This is a genomic window from Armatimonadota bacterium, from assembly GCA_037138755.1.
Classification (GTDB): Bacteria; Armatimonadota; Fimbriimonadia; order Fimbriimonadales; family Fimbriimonadaceae; genus Fimbriimonas.
Window position 1 is genome coordinate 315,029 of sequence record JBAXHT010000002.1, and the last position, 16,122, is coordinate 331,150.

The following is a 16,122-nucleotide window of genomic DNA, read 5'->3' on the forward strand; positions in this document are numbered from 1 at the left end:
TTGTGGTACAACTTGATCATGAAGCCGATGACCTACTCTCAGTTTAGAGAGAACATGAAGAAGTCGATGGACATGGTCTGCGAAAGCCGAGAGCCTCTGACTGTTACCCGTCGCGACGCGGACCCTGTGGTCGTGATGTCGCTAGAAGAGTATTCGTCGATCATGGAGACGTTCTATTTGATGCGCTCCCCGAAGAACGCAGAACACCTACTTGCGGCGAAAGCAAGACTGGAAGCTGGGGAAGGCTTAGTGGTTGATCTCGATCTATGAGGCAACTCATCTTCGACCCGGTTGCCTGGGAGCACTACCTTGAGTGGCAGCGAGTCGACAAAAAGATGACTAATCAGATCAATATGCTCATTCTTGAATGCATGCGATCGCCTTTCGTTGGGAGAGGTCAACCAGAGCAACTCCGCCATGAGTTGAGCGGACTCTGGTCTCGTCGAATAAACATCGAACATCGGCTGGTGTACCGTGTGACAGAAAATGCGATTGAGATTGCGAGCTGTCGCTACCACTACTAACAACAAGCCCTGCCCATCCGCCAGGATGAGCAGGGCCTCGAAGTGAGCCTGAGCTTACTTCTCGCGAATCGGAAGACCCATGGCCTTCAGGAACACATGCGCTTCCTCGTCGGTCTTGGCGGTTGTGCAGAACACAATGTCCATTCCTCGGATTCGGTCGAACGTGTCGTAAGGGATCTCAGGAAAAACGAGCTGTTCTTTAAGACCAATCGCGTAGTTTCCGCGTCCGTCAAACGACTTGGCAGAGAGACCCTGGAAGTCTCGAATTCGAGGAAGAACGACAGTGGCGAGTCGGTCGAAGAAGTTATACATCTGGTCGCCGCGCAGGGTGACCTTACAGCCGACCTTCATGCCTTCTCGGAGCTTAAAGTTCGAGATTGCTTTCTTAGCGTGGGTGGTGATTGGCTTCTGACCAGCAATGAGGGTAAGGTCTCGAATCGAGTTCTCGATGTGCTTGCTGTCCTTGTCGGTCGAGCCGGTGCCCATGTTGATGACGATCTTGTCCAACTTAGGGATCTGCATCGAGGACTTGTACTTGAACTGCTCCTGCAGCTTCGGCATCACTTCGGTCTTATACTTCGCGCGCAGGCGAGGTGTAGGGAGTGCGCCGCTTGGTGCATTCACTTTTGGTTCTTCTTTCTTCTTAGCCATTTCGTTTTTCCTGTTTTGCCTAATTTCTGACTAGGCGTCGGAAGCTGTCAGCTGTCTGCCTTCAGCTATCAGCGAAAATGCTGATGGCTGAAGACTGAAGGCTGACGGCTTATCAGTCTGCGTTTTTGATCGTCGTTCCGCTCTTCTTAGCGTAACGAACGAGCTTGTCGCCTTCTTTCCGTCGTCCAACTCGAGTTGGTTCGCCGGTCTTCGGGTCGAGGAGCATGACGTTCGAGACGTTGAGAGGGGCTGGGAGCTGGATTCGAGCGCTTCGCTCGCCTTGCTGCTTTGCCTTGCGGTGCTTAATCACTGCGTTCAACGGCAGTGGCTGCTCGGCGTTCTCTGGGTTCTCAGCCAGAACGATGACCTTGTTCTCCTTCGGGGACACGGCGGCGATGAAGCCCTTCTTGCCTTTGTCCTTTCCGGCGATGATCATCACCTTGTCTCCGCGTCGAACCTTGAGCTTGACGGGGTTTGCGAGTCTTTTAAGATCAGCTTTTGTCGGCATTACAGCACCTCCGGAGCGAGCGAGACGATCTTCATGTAGTTGGCGTCGCGAAGTTCGCGAGCAACTGGGCCAAAGATACGGGTGCCCCGTGGCTCACCGTTGTTCGGGTTGATGACAACGCAGGCGTTCTCATCAAATCGCAGAGTTGAACCATCAGCTCGTCGAACGGGCTTCTTGGTTCGAACGATGACGGCTCGGACGACGTCGCCCTTCTTGACCGGCATGTTCGGGGTGGCAGCCTTAACTGCGCAGACGATCACGTCACCGATTCCGCCGTATCGGGGCTGTGAACCCTTCAGGACGCGAATACACATGACGTCTCGTGCGCCGCTGTTATCGGCAACCTTGAGTCTTGTAAATTGTTGGATCATTTCAGTTTTCCTTTCTCAGAGGCCGTCCTCGAAACAACATTTCGGGGGTAGGCGTGATCGTTTGTTTGTTGCCCCGCAAGGGAGCAGAAGTTATTTGACCTTTTCAAGAATCTGGGTGACTCGCCATCGCTTATCTTTCGATATTGGGCGGGTCTCCATGATCTCAACGCGGTCGCCTTCGTCGCAATTGTGCAGGTCGTGTGCCTTGAACTTTTCAGTTCGGATAACAACCTTTCCGTACAGCGGGTGCTGGACGCGTCGCTCAACCTTAACAACAACCGTCAGTTCCATCTTGTTGGAAACAACGATTCCTTGTCGGGTTTTACGACGATTGCGTGGTTCTTGAGCGTCTGCCATTAAGCGTTACCTCTTTGCTTTTCGCCGATCACGGTGAGGATTCGCGCGATGTTGTGTCGTCGAACCTTCACGCTTGCTGTATCTGTGAGCTGGCGGAAAACGATGTCGCGTCGTGCCTTATAAAGGGCAGCTTGCTCGTCGTTGACCATCGTTTGCAGATCAGCAACTGATTTGTCTCTTAACTCTTTTGCTTTCAAGCTTTTCATTGTGCAGCAGCCTCCCGCTTTGCGGCGGCTTTCTCTTGGTAACCAGCTTCAAGCGCAGCTTGCTCGGCTTCCAGTTCGGCCTTGGTGTAGAACTTACAGCGCATTGGCATCTTGTAGATGGCAAGTCGCATAGCTTCTCGGGCCAGTTCGACCGAAACGCCGTCCATCTCGAACAGCACTCGGCCTGGCTTGACGACTGCTACCCAGCCTTCGACGCCCGCCTTACCCTTACCCATACGGGTTTCAAGTGGCTTCTTGGTGTACGACTTTTGTGGGAAGATCCGGATCCAGACCTTACCACCTCGTTTGACGTGTCGGGTCATGGCGATACGAGCGGACTCGATCTGCCGGCTGGTAACCCATGCTGGCTCCAATGCGACGATGGCGTAGTCGCCAAAGTCGATATGGTTACCCTGGGTTGCCTTCCCTTTCATTCGACCACGGAACATTTTCCGTCGGCCTTCTTTAACTCGTTTTGGCAATAGCATTAGGCTTGTTCTCCTTCTGTTACAGGAGTAGCGACTTCGGCTGCAGGAGCATCCTCAGTCTTGGTTGCAGCAAAAGCCTTCTTAGGTGCGCGATCTTCTCGCTCCTTTCGTCGGTTCTCTTGCTGAGTTTGCATAATGGCGTCAAGCTCTCGAAGTCGCTTCTCAGGAAGAACCTCGCCCTTGTAAATCCAGACTTTGCAGCCAACGATTCCGTAGACGGTGTGAGCTTCGGCGAATCCGTAGTCGATGTCGGCTCGCAGGGTGTGGAGAGGAACCTTACCGGTCTTATCCTTTTCACTTCGAGCGATTTCCGAACCACCAAGTCGTCCAGAAACCTGGATCTTGATGCCTCGTCCGTTCAATCGAACAACGCGAGTCATGGCTTGTCGCATGGCCCGTCGGTGGCTGATTCGCTTTTCGAGCTGAGCACAGATGTTCTCGGCGACGATTTGCGCGTCGAGCTCTGGCTGTCGCACTTCGGTGACGTTGACTTGAACGCCGAGGGTTCCGTCGAACTCGCGGACCATTCGATTAAGAATGTCGGTCAGCTCGTCGATACCCTTTCCGCCTCGTCCGATGATTGCGCCCGGTCGCGCCGTGAAGATGTTGACCTTCAGGCGGTTTGCGGCTCGCTCGATTTCGACGCGGCTAACGTTTCCAAGTCCAACGCGGCCCTTAACGACAAGTCGTATTTCGTGATCCATCTTTACGGCTGCGGCGTAGCCTTGCTTCTTGTAGAACCAGTGGCTATCATGGCCTCGGATGACGCCAATTCGAAAGCCTACTGGATGAATTTTCTGTCCCATTAGTTTCCTTCTCCTTCCGGCGCGTCAGCGACGGCTACGTTTTCGACTGGTGCCTCGGCCATCGTCTCTTCGACGACCTCTTCAGCAACAACTTCTTCGACCTTTTCGGCCTTCTTTGCCTTCGGAGCGGCAGGTGCAGCGAACTTAGGTCGCGGCTTAGCCTTGGTTCCATGTGGCTTGACAGCGACCTTCGGTTCTGCGTCTTCCACAACCACGGTGATGTGGCTGGTCTTCTTCACGATGCGGTTAGCGCGGCCCATAGCGCGAGCTTGGATTCGCTTGATGCGAGGTCCTTCGTTCACTTCGATGGTTGCGATTCGCAGGGTCTCAGGCGAGAGCTGATTGTTCTCGACTGCGTTTGCCATAGCGTTGATCAAAACCTTTCGGAGCAGCTTTGCACTCTTGCTGGTGTGATAGCGGAGCTTGTGAGCTGCCATCGTTGCGTCCATCCCTCGGATTTCGTCGGCGATGATGCGAACCTTTCGTGGCTGCACGCGGAGATATTTAGCGGTTGCGCGTACTTCCATTATCGAATCTTCACTCCTCGCTCAGGGATACCGCCTTGGTGGCCCTTATACGTTCGGGTAGGAGCAAACTCTCCCAGCTTGTGACCGATCATGTTTTCGGTAACAAAGACTGGAACGTGCTTGCGTCCGTCGTGAACCGCGAACGTGTGTCCGATCATGTCTGGGATGATCGTCGATCGTCGGCTCCATGTTTTGATAAGTTTCTTCTCATTCGCTTCGTTCATCTTATCGACCTTCTCGATAAGGTGATCGTCCACGAAATATCCTTTCTTTAAGCTTCTTGCCATTTATAGATTTCCTGTGTTGACCTTCGCCTTGGGTTGCCCCAAAACGGGCAGTGCACGAGGAGCTTCCCTCTCGGCCAAAACCAAGAGGAGAACTCAAATTGACGATTACTTTCCGTAACGTCGGCGAACAATGAGCTTGTCCGTCTTCTTGTTACTTCGAGTTCGCTCACCGAGCGACTTGTTACCCCATCGGTCGACTGGACCTTTCTTGCGTCCAACCGGCGACTTCGCTTCACCACCACCGTGTGGGTGGTCGCGTGGGCTCTTGACGACACCGCGAACGTGAGGCTTGCGGCCAAGGTTTCGGCTCTTTCCAGCCTTACCTAGCGACTCGTTCTCATGCTCTGCGTTTCCGACTTCACCGACCGTAGCGCGGCAGGTGTTGTGCACCATTCGCATTTCGCCCGAAGGAAGCCTTAGAGTGACGTAATTTCCTTCCTTTGCCATGACCTGCGCGGAGGTTCCGGCGGATCGCACCATCTGACCGCCCTTACCAGGGTGGAACTCGATGTTGTGGACAAGGGTACCGAGCGGGATGTTCTTCAACGGCAAGCAGTTGCCAGGAAGAATGTCCGCTTCGGTTCCGCTGGAAACCTTTGCTCCCACTACCAGATGGCGAGGAGCAAGGATATATGCCTTGGTTCCGTCGTTGTAGTGGAGAAGCGCGATTCGGCAGGTGCGGTTTGGATCGTATTCGATCGCCGCGACAGTTGCCTCAACGCCATCCTTGATGCGCTTGAAGTCGATGATTCGGTAGCGTCGCTTGTTTCCGCCACCTACGTTAACGCTGGTAACTCGGCCGTAGCTGTTGCGTCCACCGGACTTTCGAAGACCAACGGTCAGCGACTTCTCCGGACGAATCTTTGTAATTTCCGCGTAGGTCGAAACCGCCTGATGGCGTCGTCCTGGCGATGTTGGTTTAAGCTTTCGTACTGGCATGGTTAGACTCCGTAATCCTCCAGCATCTGACCCTTTGCCAGGGTGATGACTGCCTTCTTGCGATTCGGCTCATAGCCGCTGTGCTGGCCACGTCGTCGCTTTTTACCCAGAACCTTGATGGTGCGAACGGAAGTAACTTCGATTCCCTCACCCTTCTTCTTTCCGGTGTTGTAAAGCGCTTCGAGAGCAGCCTTGATTTCAATCTTGTTCGCGTCGCGGGCAACGATGAACGTGTACTTTCGCACAAGCTCAGAATCTTCCTTGATGCGCAGGTCGCCGAAGCTCAGAGCCACCGACTTTTCGGTCAAGTGGGGAGCAACGATCACTTCGTAGGGACTTCTCACTTGGACCAAACCTCCTCAATTCGCGCCAAAGCTTCTTTGGCAATCACCAGCTTGTGAGCAACGAGTACGTCTCGTGCGCTGAAAGCTTGCGTCTTAGGACCCTCTTCACCCTTCTTCACCGAAGCCGGAGCGGTTCGCACCACAACGTTCTTCAGGTTAGCGAAGGACTTGAGAACGACTTCGTCGTACTCAGGAAGGATCAACAGAACTCGGCGAGTATCTTGCAACCCGAGAGCCGTCAACAATGCGATTGCATCCTTGGTCTTCGGAGCCGCGAAAGCGACCGAATCAACCACGCTGACATGACCAGCTTCGAAGTGCATCGCAAGTGCGCTGACGATAGACGCCCGTCGCTCTTGCTTGTTGATCTTCTTATCGTAGTTGCGAGGCTTGATCGCCAGAGCCATTCCACCGTGCGCATAGTGCGGTCCACGGATAGAACCCTGTCGAGCATTACCAGTCTTCTTCTGCTTGTACGGCTTTCGTCCACCACCACGAACCTCAGCTCGGGTCTTGGCGCTTTGCGTACCTTGGCGAGAGTTGGACTCTTCGGCAACAACCGTTCGGTGAATCGACGTGTGGCTAGCAGAGATGGTGGTCAGGAATCCACTAAGATCGTGGCTACCAACCTTCTTGCCGGCTTTATCCTTGATTTCGATAGCAGCCATTATTTCTTCACCTTGTTAACCGTAACGTTTGCGCCGTTAGGGCCAGGTACGGAACCGTCGATGAGCAACAGATTTCGCTCAGCGTCGATCTTCACGATCTTGAGACCAGCCTGAGTCACCGTATCGGTACCCATACGACCCGGACCGCGCTTACCTTTGAAAACCCTCTGGGGGCCGGTAGCACCGTTCGAGAGCGGGCGTCGGTGAGTCATGAAGCCGTGAGTCATGTGCTGACCCTTGAAGTGGTACCGCTTGACACCACCAGCAAAGCCGCGACCTTTACTGACTCCGGTCACCGTCACCGCCTCGCCTTCCGCAAACAAAGAAACGTCGAACTCTTGACCGAGTTCGACGCCATCAGTTTTTGCTACACGGAATTCGCGGAGGGTGCGAAGGTTCTTCGTGAGGCCCGCCTTTTTGAGGTGGCCAAATTTGGGGAAAGTGAGCTTGCGCTCTGGCGCGTCTCCGAAACCGACCTGGATTGCGGTGTATCCGTCTTTCTCTTCGTTCTTCAACTGAGTTACGTAGACGGGCCCCGCTTCCACGACGGTAACGGGCACCATTTTGCCCGCATCGTTAAAGATGTGGGTCATGCCTATTTTTCGTCCTAAAATGCCTGGAAGCATAGATTTTTCCTCGCTTCAATGCATCGTTCGACCTGTCGGATTCGTCATGAATCACTGACGTTGCCCAATCGTTATTGGCGTTGAAACCAACCGGGGTCGCCCAGTCAAGCGAGCTTGGAAGCTGCGTGACGCCAGACACAGTCCGGCGCAAAGAGAAGTTATACCCTAGGTGTTGGCGGGTTTGCAAGCGAGGGGCGCAAAGCCAAGTTAAGTCGCTTGCCTTCGAGCGACGATTTGATTCCCCGGGGTCTCTTTCACAAGATTTGAATCGGCTTTAGAAACTGAGCCTGATGCTCTCTGAGCCGGTTAATCAGTTGCGCCGTCCATTCCGGATTTCCATTATCCCAGCCGCACACTTCAGCCCATTTTATCTCGAAGTCCATCTCAACAAGCACTGCCAAACACATTGCTGCGTCAAAAGCAGAACCCAAGACTCTAGGGTCACCATCAAAAGCGCCCAGGTACGTCCTTTTTAGGTTTTCTTGCGATGGTGTCGAACGAACGTATCCCCAAGGACCACCAGACTGATTCTCATCCATTGCCCAGCCCGATGTTAGGAGTTTCTCCATTGAGAAGAATGGATGTGCGACGCTACCTGTCTCCCAATCATAGATCAAAGCCGATCCATCACTCATAAGAACCGCATTCCCAGAATGAAGGTCTCCGTGGTGGATCGAATAGTCGACCCCTGCCGCCGAAACTGCTCCGATGAGCGTCGGAAGCAGTGCCTCGACAGAAGCCAGGAGTAAGGGAATCGTCTCAATAGGACCTTTCAAAGCTCGACTTAGTTTCGAGTCGTCGTCTGCAAACCAGACCCTCTCGAAAGCCTCCAGTATCTTGCTTTGGCATCGCCCGAAGACGAGGTGGAGGTCGTCTAGCTTAAGGATAGCCAAGTTCGCATGCGCAATCTGAGCCCGGCTGACCCTGAGCTGGATGTGTGATAGCGAGTTCGCAACTGCAACCAGCCCGTCGAGACCCATCTCAGATGCCGGGGATCCCTCGAACCTCTCCAGTAACAGAAGCGAGGCATCATCATTTTGAGCTGACCCAAGCACGCGCGGCACGTAACCACCTCCTGCTGATGCCGCAAGGATGTGAATTGCGGCTGAGTTGGCCAGGAGCGGAGATTTGTTGGCCTTTATGACGACCGACGGATGCTCAATCGAATCAGTCCGAAGAAGCGCGGTAAGCCGCAGATCAGGCGGGTCTTCATACGAGGCAAAGACGACTTCGGGTTCGTCGGAAAACTGCGCCCCGAGGCTCTGATTCACGCAGGCTACAAGCATGGCAACGTCAAGAGCTGGATGATACATTGCTCAGATCATATCTGCTTCACCCGCTCGACCAAGGCAGAAATCAAAACGGTTGACGACACAAGATCGATGGAGAGTTATGAAGCATTTATTGCAATTTCCCTAGTTGTTGAGCTTACACCCGCCATGGGGCGCGGGTCCCGGAGTGACGGGGGGGGGCGGGGTGAGCGATAGCGACGCCCCCGGCGACACTTCGGGTGGGGCGTGGCATCGGACCGGCGGGAGGAACACTCACCGCCTCCAACTCAAAGGAAACTACAGCCGAAACGCGTAAATCCGCTCTTGCCCCTCGTGAAAGGGAGCAGACTTCACCACCAGCTCCGCAGTCGACAAGTCCATCCGATTCTCAAAGGGGCGAGCCGAAGGCGTCCAGTCGGCCTTATCGAAGTCAATCAGATACTTTGCGTGAATCTGGTGGCAATACTTCCACAGCTTCGGCGAGAGCGAATCGGCGCCTTCAACAACAATCGAATCCCCAACCGTTTTGTAGTAAGGCAAAGAGGCCGTCAGACCGTCCAGGTTCTCCATCTTCGCATCGCTCAGCAGATAGTTAAAGTAGCCCGAGTTGAAGCAGACGATCAGATCGTCCTTCTTCCAGACCTTCCGAAACTCGGCAACCAACTGATCCTGGTTCTTGTAGCACTGATAGTCCGGGTGCTCATACCTGGCCGACAAAACTTCCCAGTCATTGACTCTGAATTTTGACGCAACCCCAAACACCGCAAGCAGGGCCAAGAACGCAGGCTTAAACGTCCCCAACACATTCCGGCTCATTGCCAAGCCGATCAGGGTCGGAACCGCCACGATCATCAGAGCCTGCTCGGGCATCAAATACCAAGTCGTGTAGCTGAGGACAGGACTCATTGCAAAGATGTTGAACAGCGCGTTCGGCACCACAAACGCGAGCAATAACCCAGCGACTTGCCACAACCGCCGATTGTCACACTTCCCAACAGGCTTTGCAAACAATCCGAGAAGACCAAATATTCCGACCAAAAACGCCAGAGTACGGACCGACAGAATCGTTGCAACTTGGTTCTTGTAAACATTCACCGCGGCTCGAGGTTCACTCGGCATCGCGGTGTGGCTACTGACCGAAGCAAGCGCATCCTGTCCAAGAAGCTTAGTCGGAATCGCCATTCCGTGGTCGGCAAACAAGGTCGCAAGGGTCGCCTTCGCCTCAAGAATCTTCATATGCCCGCTCAGCGGCATCGCTGAATGGAACCGCGAACTTGCAAACCCAAACCATCCGCAAACAGGCAACAGGAACGCAAGACAGGTCGCAACCGAAACTCGCCAACTCGGCCGAAACTTGAGCAAGATCGCCGTGATCACAACGACGCAACTGACGGCATAGTTCGTCCGAGTAATCCCGAGAAGGCCAAGGATCAATGCGCCAAACAACAAGCGGCGACGAACTTCCCAGCTCGACTGAGTGATCACCACCAAGAAGCTGGCGAGCAAGAAGAGCCCCAGCGTGTTCTCCTTTCCGGAGAGCAGCGAGACCTGCAATGGCAACGCAATCGTGGCCGCAGCAACCACAAACGGACTCACCCAACGGCTATTAACGATCCTCGCCGTCACCACGCCAAGCATCGCGGTACCGCCGATAAACAGAAACGCCTGAACGCCGGTAATCAACTTCAGGGCAACCTGGAGGTTCGTACAAACTTTACAAAGAGCCGCCTGAACCAAGAACCATAACGGCTGAAACCCATAAACTTCGCCCACCCAGCTCGTCGTAATCTGCCCCGTCCGACCCCAATTCCAAGCTGGCAACAGATAGTAGTAACTGTCATCTTGCCAACGGTAAGTCGTTGCCGCAATCGGCTCCCGAAAAATCAGAAACACCAGCCAGAAAGCCATCAGCAAGGGAAACCCGAGCGCGGCGATTGTGTCCATCGTGGTAGCCCTGACATTCGACTCTTTGGTGGAACTCAGTTTCAGATTCTTCAACGCAATTGCCATTTCAATACAAAGAAGCAAGAACTGCGCCACTCGGGCGACCGTTGGCGGAGCCTTAACAAACTCAGTTTTGGTTCGCGCACCGATCCATCATGTGTACAGTCAGATCATCACCCGACGCCTCACGCTTGGATTCGTAGAACCGCCGAAGCTCCCGGTTAATCGCTTTGAACCTGCCAAACCCACGTTTTGGTTGCCTCTAAGTGAAGATCAAGATTTATAGACTTGCGCGCGGCACGTCCCGATGCAATCGGGACGACTCGCCCGCCCCCACCGAGTCCGAGCAATGCGATGAACGAGGCCCCCAACCTCAAACTCAAATCCTTGTCCCCACTCAAACTGAAAAATGAGCACCCATTTGAACCCAATGTCTCCACAAAGGCGTCGCAGTTCTCAGCCCAACTTCGCAACTTCGAAACTGCGAAACTACCGATTCTTTGAACCCTCTACCCACCAACCGTCACCAACCTCTGTATGATGCTTCTTGTGAACGAGGCCGTGGCTCCAAAAGCGAAGCTGGAGATTGGTCAGTTGGTTGCGAGCCACTATGACCAAGTCTTCCGCTTCTGCTCGGTGCGCGTGGGATTCCACCACGCCGGGGATGCGGCTCAAGAGACTTTTATCACTGCCCAGAGGGCCCTTTCTAAGTTCAGGGGCGACAGCAAGCCGCTGACCTGGCTGATGGGAATCGCGCTCAATGAATGCCGGCGGATCAACCGCTCGCGTCGAGACGGCGAACCGATGGTCGAGTTCGGCGCGCCGACCCCCGAAGGCCAGATCATCGACCGCGAAGCCCTTCGGGTCGCCCTCGCCAAACTCTCGCCCGAGCACCGCGAAGTCGTGCTTCTCCACGAGGTGGACGGCTTTACCTACGACGAGATCGCGCAGATTGCCGGAATTCCGGTGGGGACGGTCAAAAGCCGACTCTACCACGCATTTTTGAACCTAAGACAAACCCTGGCGCCTTCGGAGGTGGCCTAAAACAATGGAAAACCTAAAGAGCTTTTTGGACGGAGAACTAGACCTGGCCGGTAGCGCCGAGGTCGAGACCCACTTGCGACAGGACGCCGAGCTGGCGAAGATGTCCGCCGACTTCTCCGCCCTCTCTGGCGCGCTGAAGGCCATCGACCCCGGTCAGCCTTACGGCCGCGAACAGCTAGAATCCCGCCTCGTCGCCGGAAGCGTCGCCGAGTCAAAGAAGATTTGGCGGTTCGCCGGCTGGTCTTCGGTTTTGGGGCTGGTGCTGGTTGTGGCGATGATTCCAGGGTTAAAGGCTGGGGGGCCATCTTACACGTTGAGGAATCCGCCGAAATCCAAGAATGTGATTGTCGGACGGCAAGAGAATGCTGAGGCTTCGACTCCTTCAATTTCCGGAACAGAATTTACGTCGAAGACACCAATGGAAAGTGAGGGAAGTGAATCGAAATCTGGGTTGGTGTCGACTCAGGCTAAAGCAGCACCACCATCGAGTAGTTTGTCGGATGAATCGGCCAACGCGTACGGACTGCGCACTGAAGATGACCGCGGGCGACTACTTCGTGGACTCAGTTCGGCAAATCCGACGATGGATAAGGCGAAGAGTGTGCTGCCGGCAGACGATGCTGCGAAGCTGGATATGAGCATCGGTAAGAACTCACCCGGCGCACCCTACGGCGTGTACCTGGAGAAGTCCGGCAACGTCACTGTCGAAGTCGAGGACCTAATGCGCTCGGTCGATGAAGCCACCGGAATGGTGACGAGCCTCAAGGGATTCGTCGTCACCAGCGACATGCAAAACACCGCAGAAGGCGGCAAGGCCCAGATGACCCTCCGCATCCCTTCGGACAACTTCCCCGCCGCCATGAACAAGCTTCAGGCGATGGGCGCAGTGAAGCAGGTGAACTCAGCGAGCCAGGACATCACCGGCGAAACTGTCACGTCGGCGGCCAAAACCCGCTCGTGGGCCGACCAAGAAAAGCAGCTCGTCGGTGAGCTTGCCAAGTCGAAGAACCGAGACGAGAAGTGGCGCATCCGGGGCGAACTCAGCAACGTGAGGGCCAACCTCGAAGCCGAGAAATGGCAGCTGAACAACCTCAAAGAACGAGGCAACTTCTCCACCATCCAAGCCACCTTCACCCGTGGCACCGGAGGAGGAGGCTGGGCAAAAGGCGCCTTCGGCGATGCCAAGAGCGGCCTCGGCTCAGTGGGCCAAGTCCTAGGAACCCTAGGCATCTACCTCCTAGTCTTCATCCCCGTCTGGCTCCCGCTGGCGGTGGCAGGTTGGATGGTGAGTCGGCGACGACGATGACGAGAGGGACTCTCCAAACGGTATTGGTCGCTTGACCAATACCGTTCCGATTACGGCAGAGTGCGCCTACCGCCGCCGAGAGCTTTTCCCCCGGTACCTCGGTAGATCAGGTAGACCACCCCACCAACAATGGCGAGCGGGAGCAACAACTTGGCAATGAACAGGATTGGCGCAACCACGATCTTCCAGACCAGGATAGCGGCGATGATCATTCCAACGATCTTGAGCAGATTCTTGTTTGAATCAGACATACCATTCAATACGGCAATCCATTGAAAAGGATTCAAGCGGGGCGGAAGTCCCTCTTCGGCCCGATGTTTAGAGACTGCGACGTACGGGGTAAGGCGTCTTGATATGCTAACCTGTTAACTCCAAATGAAGCTGTTTCAGCCTTGGTTTTGTCGTGTTTTGAGCTGCTGGCTTTTTGTAGCACGAGGTGAAGGTGCGGCTTGCGCCGCACACATTAGTGGTGAATCGGCGTGACTATCGGGATCGTCGGGACCGGGCTCATCGGAGCCTCGATCGGAATGGGGCTGAAGGCTAAAGGACACCGCGTCGTCGGGTTTGATCTCGCAACCGAGAACACGGATATTGCGGTTCGGCGCTACGCAATCGACGAAGCAGTCTCTCTCGAGGAAGCTTGTCTACCGGACGTCGTCTTCGTAGCAGTTCCGCCGGCCGCGACGGTTGCTGTCTTAGATGCAGTCTACAAAGCTCGCGGACGAGAAACCTTGGTAACAGATACCGCGAGCATCAAAGCCGACGTTGTCGCCTGGGGAGCAGAGAAAGAGTGGTTCGTCGCTAGCCATCCCATGGCAGGACACGAGAAAGGGGGACCCAAGTTTGCATCGAACTGGCTGTTTCGTGGAGCGAAGTGGATCATCTGCCCAGGTGCAGCTCCGGCTTCACAGATGGCTCGGCTCGAATCAGTCGTGAAGGAGTTGGACGCCATACCTGTTCGACTCAGTGCTGCCGAGCATGACCGGACTGCCGCGATCCTCTCACATCTGCCTCACGTCTTGGCTGGACTGCTTCTGGAGACCGGTGCTCAGTTGGAATCCACTGAGGCGAGTGGTGGTTCATGGAAAGACCTGACCCGAGTTGGCGGAGTTGACCCTGATCTGTGGACCCAAATCTTGCTCGGAAACCGAACAGAAGTTGCTTCAGTATTGGGTGGATACGTTGCGCGACTTGGTGAGCTCCAGGGCATGATCGAGCAGAGTGACAAGAAAGGCATTGAGAAGTGGCTGAAGGAGATGGCAAAGCTCAAGGGAAAGCAGAAGTGAAGCTCACTATCAACCCCGTGTGCTCGATCAACGGTTCGATCAGACCGCCAAGCGACAAATCGCTCACGCACCGAGCTTACATGTTCGCGGCGTTCGCTTCATCCGAGTCTGTTGTTCGAAACCCATTGCGTGGTGAGGACTGTGAAAACACTCTTCGAGCGATGATCCACCTCGGCCTGCGACACGAGATGTTAGGTCCGGAGGAGCTGAGGTTGATCCCAACTAAGGAATGGATGCAGCCGTACGGACCAATCGATTGCGGCAACAGCGGAACCACGATGCGCCTCCTAGCTGGCCTTGTCGCCTCGCGTCCTCTGAACATAACTTTCATTGGCGACGCAAGTCTTTCAAAGCGACCCATGGGTCGGATCAGGACTCCTCTCGAACTGATGGGAGCCGAAATCGAGGGCGAGCGACCTCCGCTGACAATTCGAGGCGGCTCCCTCAAAGGGATTGACTACATCAGCCCGGTCGCAAGCGCGCAAGTCAAGAGCTGTACCCTTCTTGCCGGACTCAGGGCCGAGGGCATCACTTCGGTTTCCGAACCTTCACTATCGCGCGACCATACGGAAAGAATGCTGAGAGCGATGGGGTGCCAACTCACGACTGAAGGACTGAAAGTGAGCATCGAAGGTGGCCAGGAAGGACACGGATTTGAGTTCAATGTCCCTGGCGATATCAGCTCTGCTGCATTCTTCGTAGTGGCAACGGCTCTGCTTCCAAACAGCCGCTTAGAAGTAATCGAGTTGAGCGTAAACCCAACCAGGACTGGTTTGCTGGATGTTCTCACCCAATGTCAAACTCCCTTTGCCCTGTTCGACATTCAAGAACAACTCGGCGAGCCTGTGGGCTCATTAGTTGTCGAGACTGCTAACCACCTTCAACCATTCTCTATTGAAGGCGACCTTGTGCCGAGACTCATCGATGAAATCCCCGTTTTGGCGGTCCTCGCCACTCAATGTGAAGGCACCTCCATTATTCGGAATGCGAAGGAGCTGAGAGTCAAAGAAAGTGATCGGATTGAGCTTGTCGCCAATGGTCTCCGAGGCATGGGAGCGAAAGTAGAAACTTTCGAGGATGGCATGGCAATCACAGGTCCGACGAAGCTACGAGCCACGAAGATCGACGCCCACGGTGATCACCGGATCGCGATGGCCTTCGCTATCGCCGGGCTTATTGCCGAAGGCACTACGGAGATCGACGGCGCCGACTCCATCGCAACCAGCTTCCCCGGATTTGAAGTCGAGCTTGCCCGACTCTGTCAACCAGTAAACTCCAACCTATGAAACCAGTCATCGCCATCGACGGACCCGCAGGAGCCGGGAAGAGCACGGTGAGCAAGCTCATCGCTAAGGAGCTTGAGCTTAGCTACCTTGATACGGGCGCGATGTATCGTTGCCTCGCGTTTAAGGCTCTAGAAGCTGGTCTTACAGTTCAAGACGGCCACAAAGCCGCAGAGATGATGGGTGACATCCACATCACATTCGGCGTCGGCGAGCCGCAACCTGTTTTCATCAATGGTGAGGACGTCACCGCCCGTATCCGAACTCCTGAAATTGGTGAGGCCGCAAGCGCCCTGAGCCAGTTCACACCCGTCAGGCAAAAGATGGTTGCGCTTCAGCAGGAGCTGGTTCGGGGAGGCGGGGTGATTCTTGAGGGTCGAGATGTCACAACCGTTGTCGCTCCGGATGCGACGCTCAAAATCTATCTTACTGCTAGCTTGGAAGAGCGGGCGAAGAGACGGCAGCGCGAGTTTATTGAGAAGGGGATGGAGGCTGGGTTTCAGGATGTTCGCAACCAGATCGAGTTAAGGGATCACCGGGATATCAATCGGGACGATTCGCCTCTGAAGGTCGCTGATGATGCGATTATTGTCGAATCCGCTGACCGGTCTCCGGAAGAGGTTGCGGCGAAAATCATCTCTCACCTGAAAGCCAAGTTGCAGTAAACTCGGCGGGTTCCCGACCAG

Annotated in this window: 23 protein-coding genes; 7 read left to right on the top strand and 16 right to left on the bottom strand. The window is 54.9% G+C overall.

Going from position 1 to position 16,122, the window contains the following annotated elements:
- The first annotated feature begins 18 nt into the window (after positions 1 to 18).
- Positions 19 to 270 (top strand): type II toxin-antitoxin system Phd/YefM family antitoxin, encoded by a 252-nt coding sequence (locus WCK51_11330; GenBank protein ID MEI7577478.1) that lies wholly within the window; start codon positions 19 to 21, stop codon positions 268 to 270.
- On the top strand, positions 267 to 524 hold the full coding sequence (locus tag WCK51_11335; protein MEI7577479.1) for a Txe/YoeB family addiction module toxin: 258 nt from the start codon (positions 267 to 269) through the stop codon (positions 522 to 524). The genes WCK51_11330 and WCK51_11335 overlap by 4 nt, the downstream gene beginning before the upstream one ends.
- Before the next feature lie 54 nt (positions 525 to 578).
- Here WCK51_11335 and rplE read toward each other — a convergent pair whose 3' ends face one another.
- From rplE to WCK51_11410, 15 genes are all read right to left on the bottom strand, one after another.
- Entirely contained in the window at positions 579 to 1,175 is a 597-nt protein-coding gene (gene rplE / locus WCK51_11340) for a 50S ribosomal protein L5 (GenBank protein MEI7577480.1), read from the bottom strand.
- 112 nt (positions 1,176 to 1,287) lie between these two features.
- Positions 1,288 to 1,683 carry a 50S ribosomal protein L24 gene (gene rplX, locus WCK51_11345; protein ID MEI7577481.1) on the bottom strand — a complete coding sequence of 132 codons (396 nt, stop codon included), beginning with the start codon at positions 1,681 to 1,683 and terminating at the stop codon, positions 1,288 to 1,290.
- Positions 1,683 to 2,054: a 50S ribosomal protein L14 gene (gene rplN, locus WCK51_11350; protein MEI7577482.1), complete on the bottom strand. Its 372-nt coding sequence runs from the start codon at positions 2,052 to 2,054 to the stop codon at positions 1,683 to 1,685. Before rplN ends, rplX begins: the two co-directional genes overlap by 1 nt.
- A gap of 90 nt (positions 2,055 to 2,144) precedes the next feature.
- Positions 2,145 to 2,411 carry a 30S ribosomal protein S17 gene (gene rpsQ / locus WCK51_11355; protein ID MEI7577483.1) on the bottom strand — a complete coding sequence of 89 codons (267 nt, stop codon included), beginning with the start codon at positions 2,409 to 2,411 and terminating at the stop codon, positions 2,145 to 2,147.
- Entirely contained in the window at positions 2,411 to 2,617 is a 207-nt protein-coding gene (gene rpmC / locus WCK51_11360) for a 50S ribosomal protein L29 (protein ID MEI7577484.1), read from the bottom strand. The genes rpsQ and rpmC overlap by 1 nt, the downstream gene beginning before the upstream one ends.
- Positions 2,614 to 3,105 carry a 50S ribosomal protein L16 gene (gene rplP, locus WCK51_11365; GenBank protein MEI7577485.1) on the bottom strand — a complete coding sequence of 164 codons (492 nt, stop codon included), beginning with the start codon at positions 3,103 to 3,105 and terminating at the stop codon, positions 2,614 to 2,616. Before rplP ends, rpmC begins: the two co-directional genes overlap by 4 nt.
- On the bottom strand, positions 3,105 to 3,911 hold the full coding sequence (gene rpsC, locus WCK51_11370; GenBank protein ID MEI7577486.1) for a 30S ribosomal protein S3: 807 nt from the start codon (positions 3,909 to 3,911) through the stop codon (positions 3,105 to 3,107). The genes rplP and rpsC overlap by 1 nt, the downstream gene beginning before the upstream one ends.
- Positions 3,911 to 4,438: a 50S ribosomal protein L22 gene (rplV, locus tag WCK51_11375; GenBank protein ID MEI7577487.1), complete on the bottom strand. Its 528-nt coding sequence runs from the start codon at positions 4,436 to 4,438 to the stop codon at positions 3,911 to 3,913. Before rplV ends, rpsC begins: the two co-directional genes overlap by 1 nt.
- Complete coding sequence (gene rpsS / locus WCK51_11380) at positions 4,438 to 4,725, bottom strand: 30S ribosomal protein S19 (GenBank protein MEI7577488.1); 288 nt, start codon at positions 4,723 to 4,725, stop codon at positions 4,438 to 4,440. Before rpsS ends, rplV begins: the two co-directional genes overlap by 1 nt.
- Positions 4,726 to 4,830: 105 nt before the next feature.
- Positions 4,831 to 5,664 (bottom strand): 50S ribosomal protein L2, encoded by an 834-nt coding sequence (gene rplB, locus WCK51_11385; GenBank protein MEI7577489.1) that lies wholly within the window; start codon positions 5,662 to 5,664, stop codon positions 4,831 to 4,833.
- Positions 5,665 to 5,666: 2 nt separating this feature from the next.
- On the bottom strand, positions 5,667 to 6,008 hold the full coding sequence (gene rplW, locus WCK51_11390) for a 50S ribosomal protein L23 (GenBank protein ID MEI7577490.1): 342 nt from the start codon (positions 6,006 to 6,008) through the stop codon (positions 5,667 to 5,669).
- Complete coding sequence (rplD, locus tag WCK51_11395; GenBank protein ID MEI7577491.1) at positions 6,005 to 6,676, bottom strand: 50S ribosomal protein L4; 672 nt, start codon at positions 6,674 to 6,676, stop codon at positions 6,005 to 6,007. Before rplD ends, rplW begins: the two co-directional genes overlap by 4 nt.
- Positions 6,676 to 7,302 carry a 50S ribosomal protein L3 gene (gene rplC / locus WCK51_11400; protein MEI7577492.1) on the bottom strand — a complete coding sequence of 209 codons (627 nt, stop codon included), beginning with the start codon at positions 7,300 to 7,302 and terminating at the stop codon, positions 6,676 to 6,678. The genes rplD and rplC overlap by 1 nt, the downstream gene beginning before the upstream one ends.
- Before the next feature lie 254 nt (positions 7,303 to 7,556).
- Complete coding sequence (locus tag WCK51_11405; protein MEI7577493.1) at positions 7,557 to 8,615, bottom strand: phosphotransferase; 1,059 nt, start codon at positions 8,613 to 8,615, stop codon at positions 7,557 to 7,559.
- A 255-nt stretch (positions 8,616 to 8,870) separates the two neighbouring features.
- Entirely contained in the window at positions 8,871 to 10,583 is a 1,713-nt protein-coding gene (locus WCK51_11410) for a hypothetical protein (protein ID MEI7577494.1), read from the bottom strand.
- A gap of 483 nt (positions 10,584 to 11,066) precedes the next feature.
- Here WCK51_11410 and WCK51_11415 point away from each other — a divergent pair, with 483 nt between their 5' ends.
- Both WCK51_11415 and WCK51_11420 read left to right on the top strand, forming a co-directional pair.
- Complete coding sequence (locus WCK51_11415) at positions 11,067 to 11,561, top strand: RNA polymerase sigma factor (protein MEI7577495.1); 495 nt, start codon at positions 11,067 to 11,069, stop codon at positions 11,559 to 11,561.
- Positions 11,562 to 11,565: 4 nt separating this feature from the next.
- Entirely contained in the window at positions 11,566 to 12,867 is a 1,302-nt protein-coding gene (locus WCK51_11420) for a DUF4349 domain-containing protein (protein MEI7577496.1), read from the top strand.
- A 50-nt stretch (positions 12,868 to 12,917) separates the two neighbouring features.
- On the opposite strand, the gene WCK51_11425 is transcribed toward WCK51_11420, so the two are convergent.
- Positions 12,918 to 13,118 carry a hypothetical protein gene (locus WCK51_11425; GenBank protein MEI7577497.1) on the bottom strand — a complete coding sequence of 67 codons (201 nt, stop codon included), beginning with the start codon at positions 13,116 to 13,118 and terminating at the stop codon, positions 12,918 to 12,920.
- Between the two features lie 228 nt (positions 13,119 to 13,346).
- Here WCK51_11425 and WCK51_11430 point away from each other — a divergent pair, with 228 nt between their 5' ends.
- Genes WCK51_11430 through cmk form a run of 3 tightly spaced genes read left to right on the top strand, consistent with a single transcriptional unit; the run spans position 13,347 to position 16,101 of the window.
- Complete coding sequence (locus WCK51_11430) at positions 13,347 to 14,153, top strand: prephenate dehydrogenase/arogenate dehydrogenase family protein (GenBank protein MEI7577498.1); 807 nt, start codon at positions 13,347 to 13,349, stop codon at positions 14,151 to 14,153.
- Positions 14,111 to 15,439 carry a 3-phosphoshikimate 1-carboxyvinyltransferase gene (aroA, locus tag WCK51_11435; GenBank protein MEI7577499.1) on the top strand — a complete coding sequence of 443 codons (1,329 nt, stop codon included), beginning with the start codon at positions 14,111 to 14,113 and terminating at the stop codon, positions 15,437 to 15,439. Before WCK51_11430 ends, aroA begins: the two co-directional genes overlap by 43 nt.
- A complete protein-coding gene (cmk, locus tag WCK51_11440; GenBank protein ID MEI7577500.1) occupies positions 15,436 to 16,101 on the top strand; it encodes a (d)CMP kinase in 666 nt (221 codons plus the stop codon). The genes aroA and cmk overlap by 4 nt, the downstream gene beginning before the upstream one ends.
- Positions 16,102 to 16,122 lie beyond the last annotated feature (21 nt).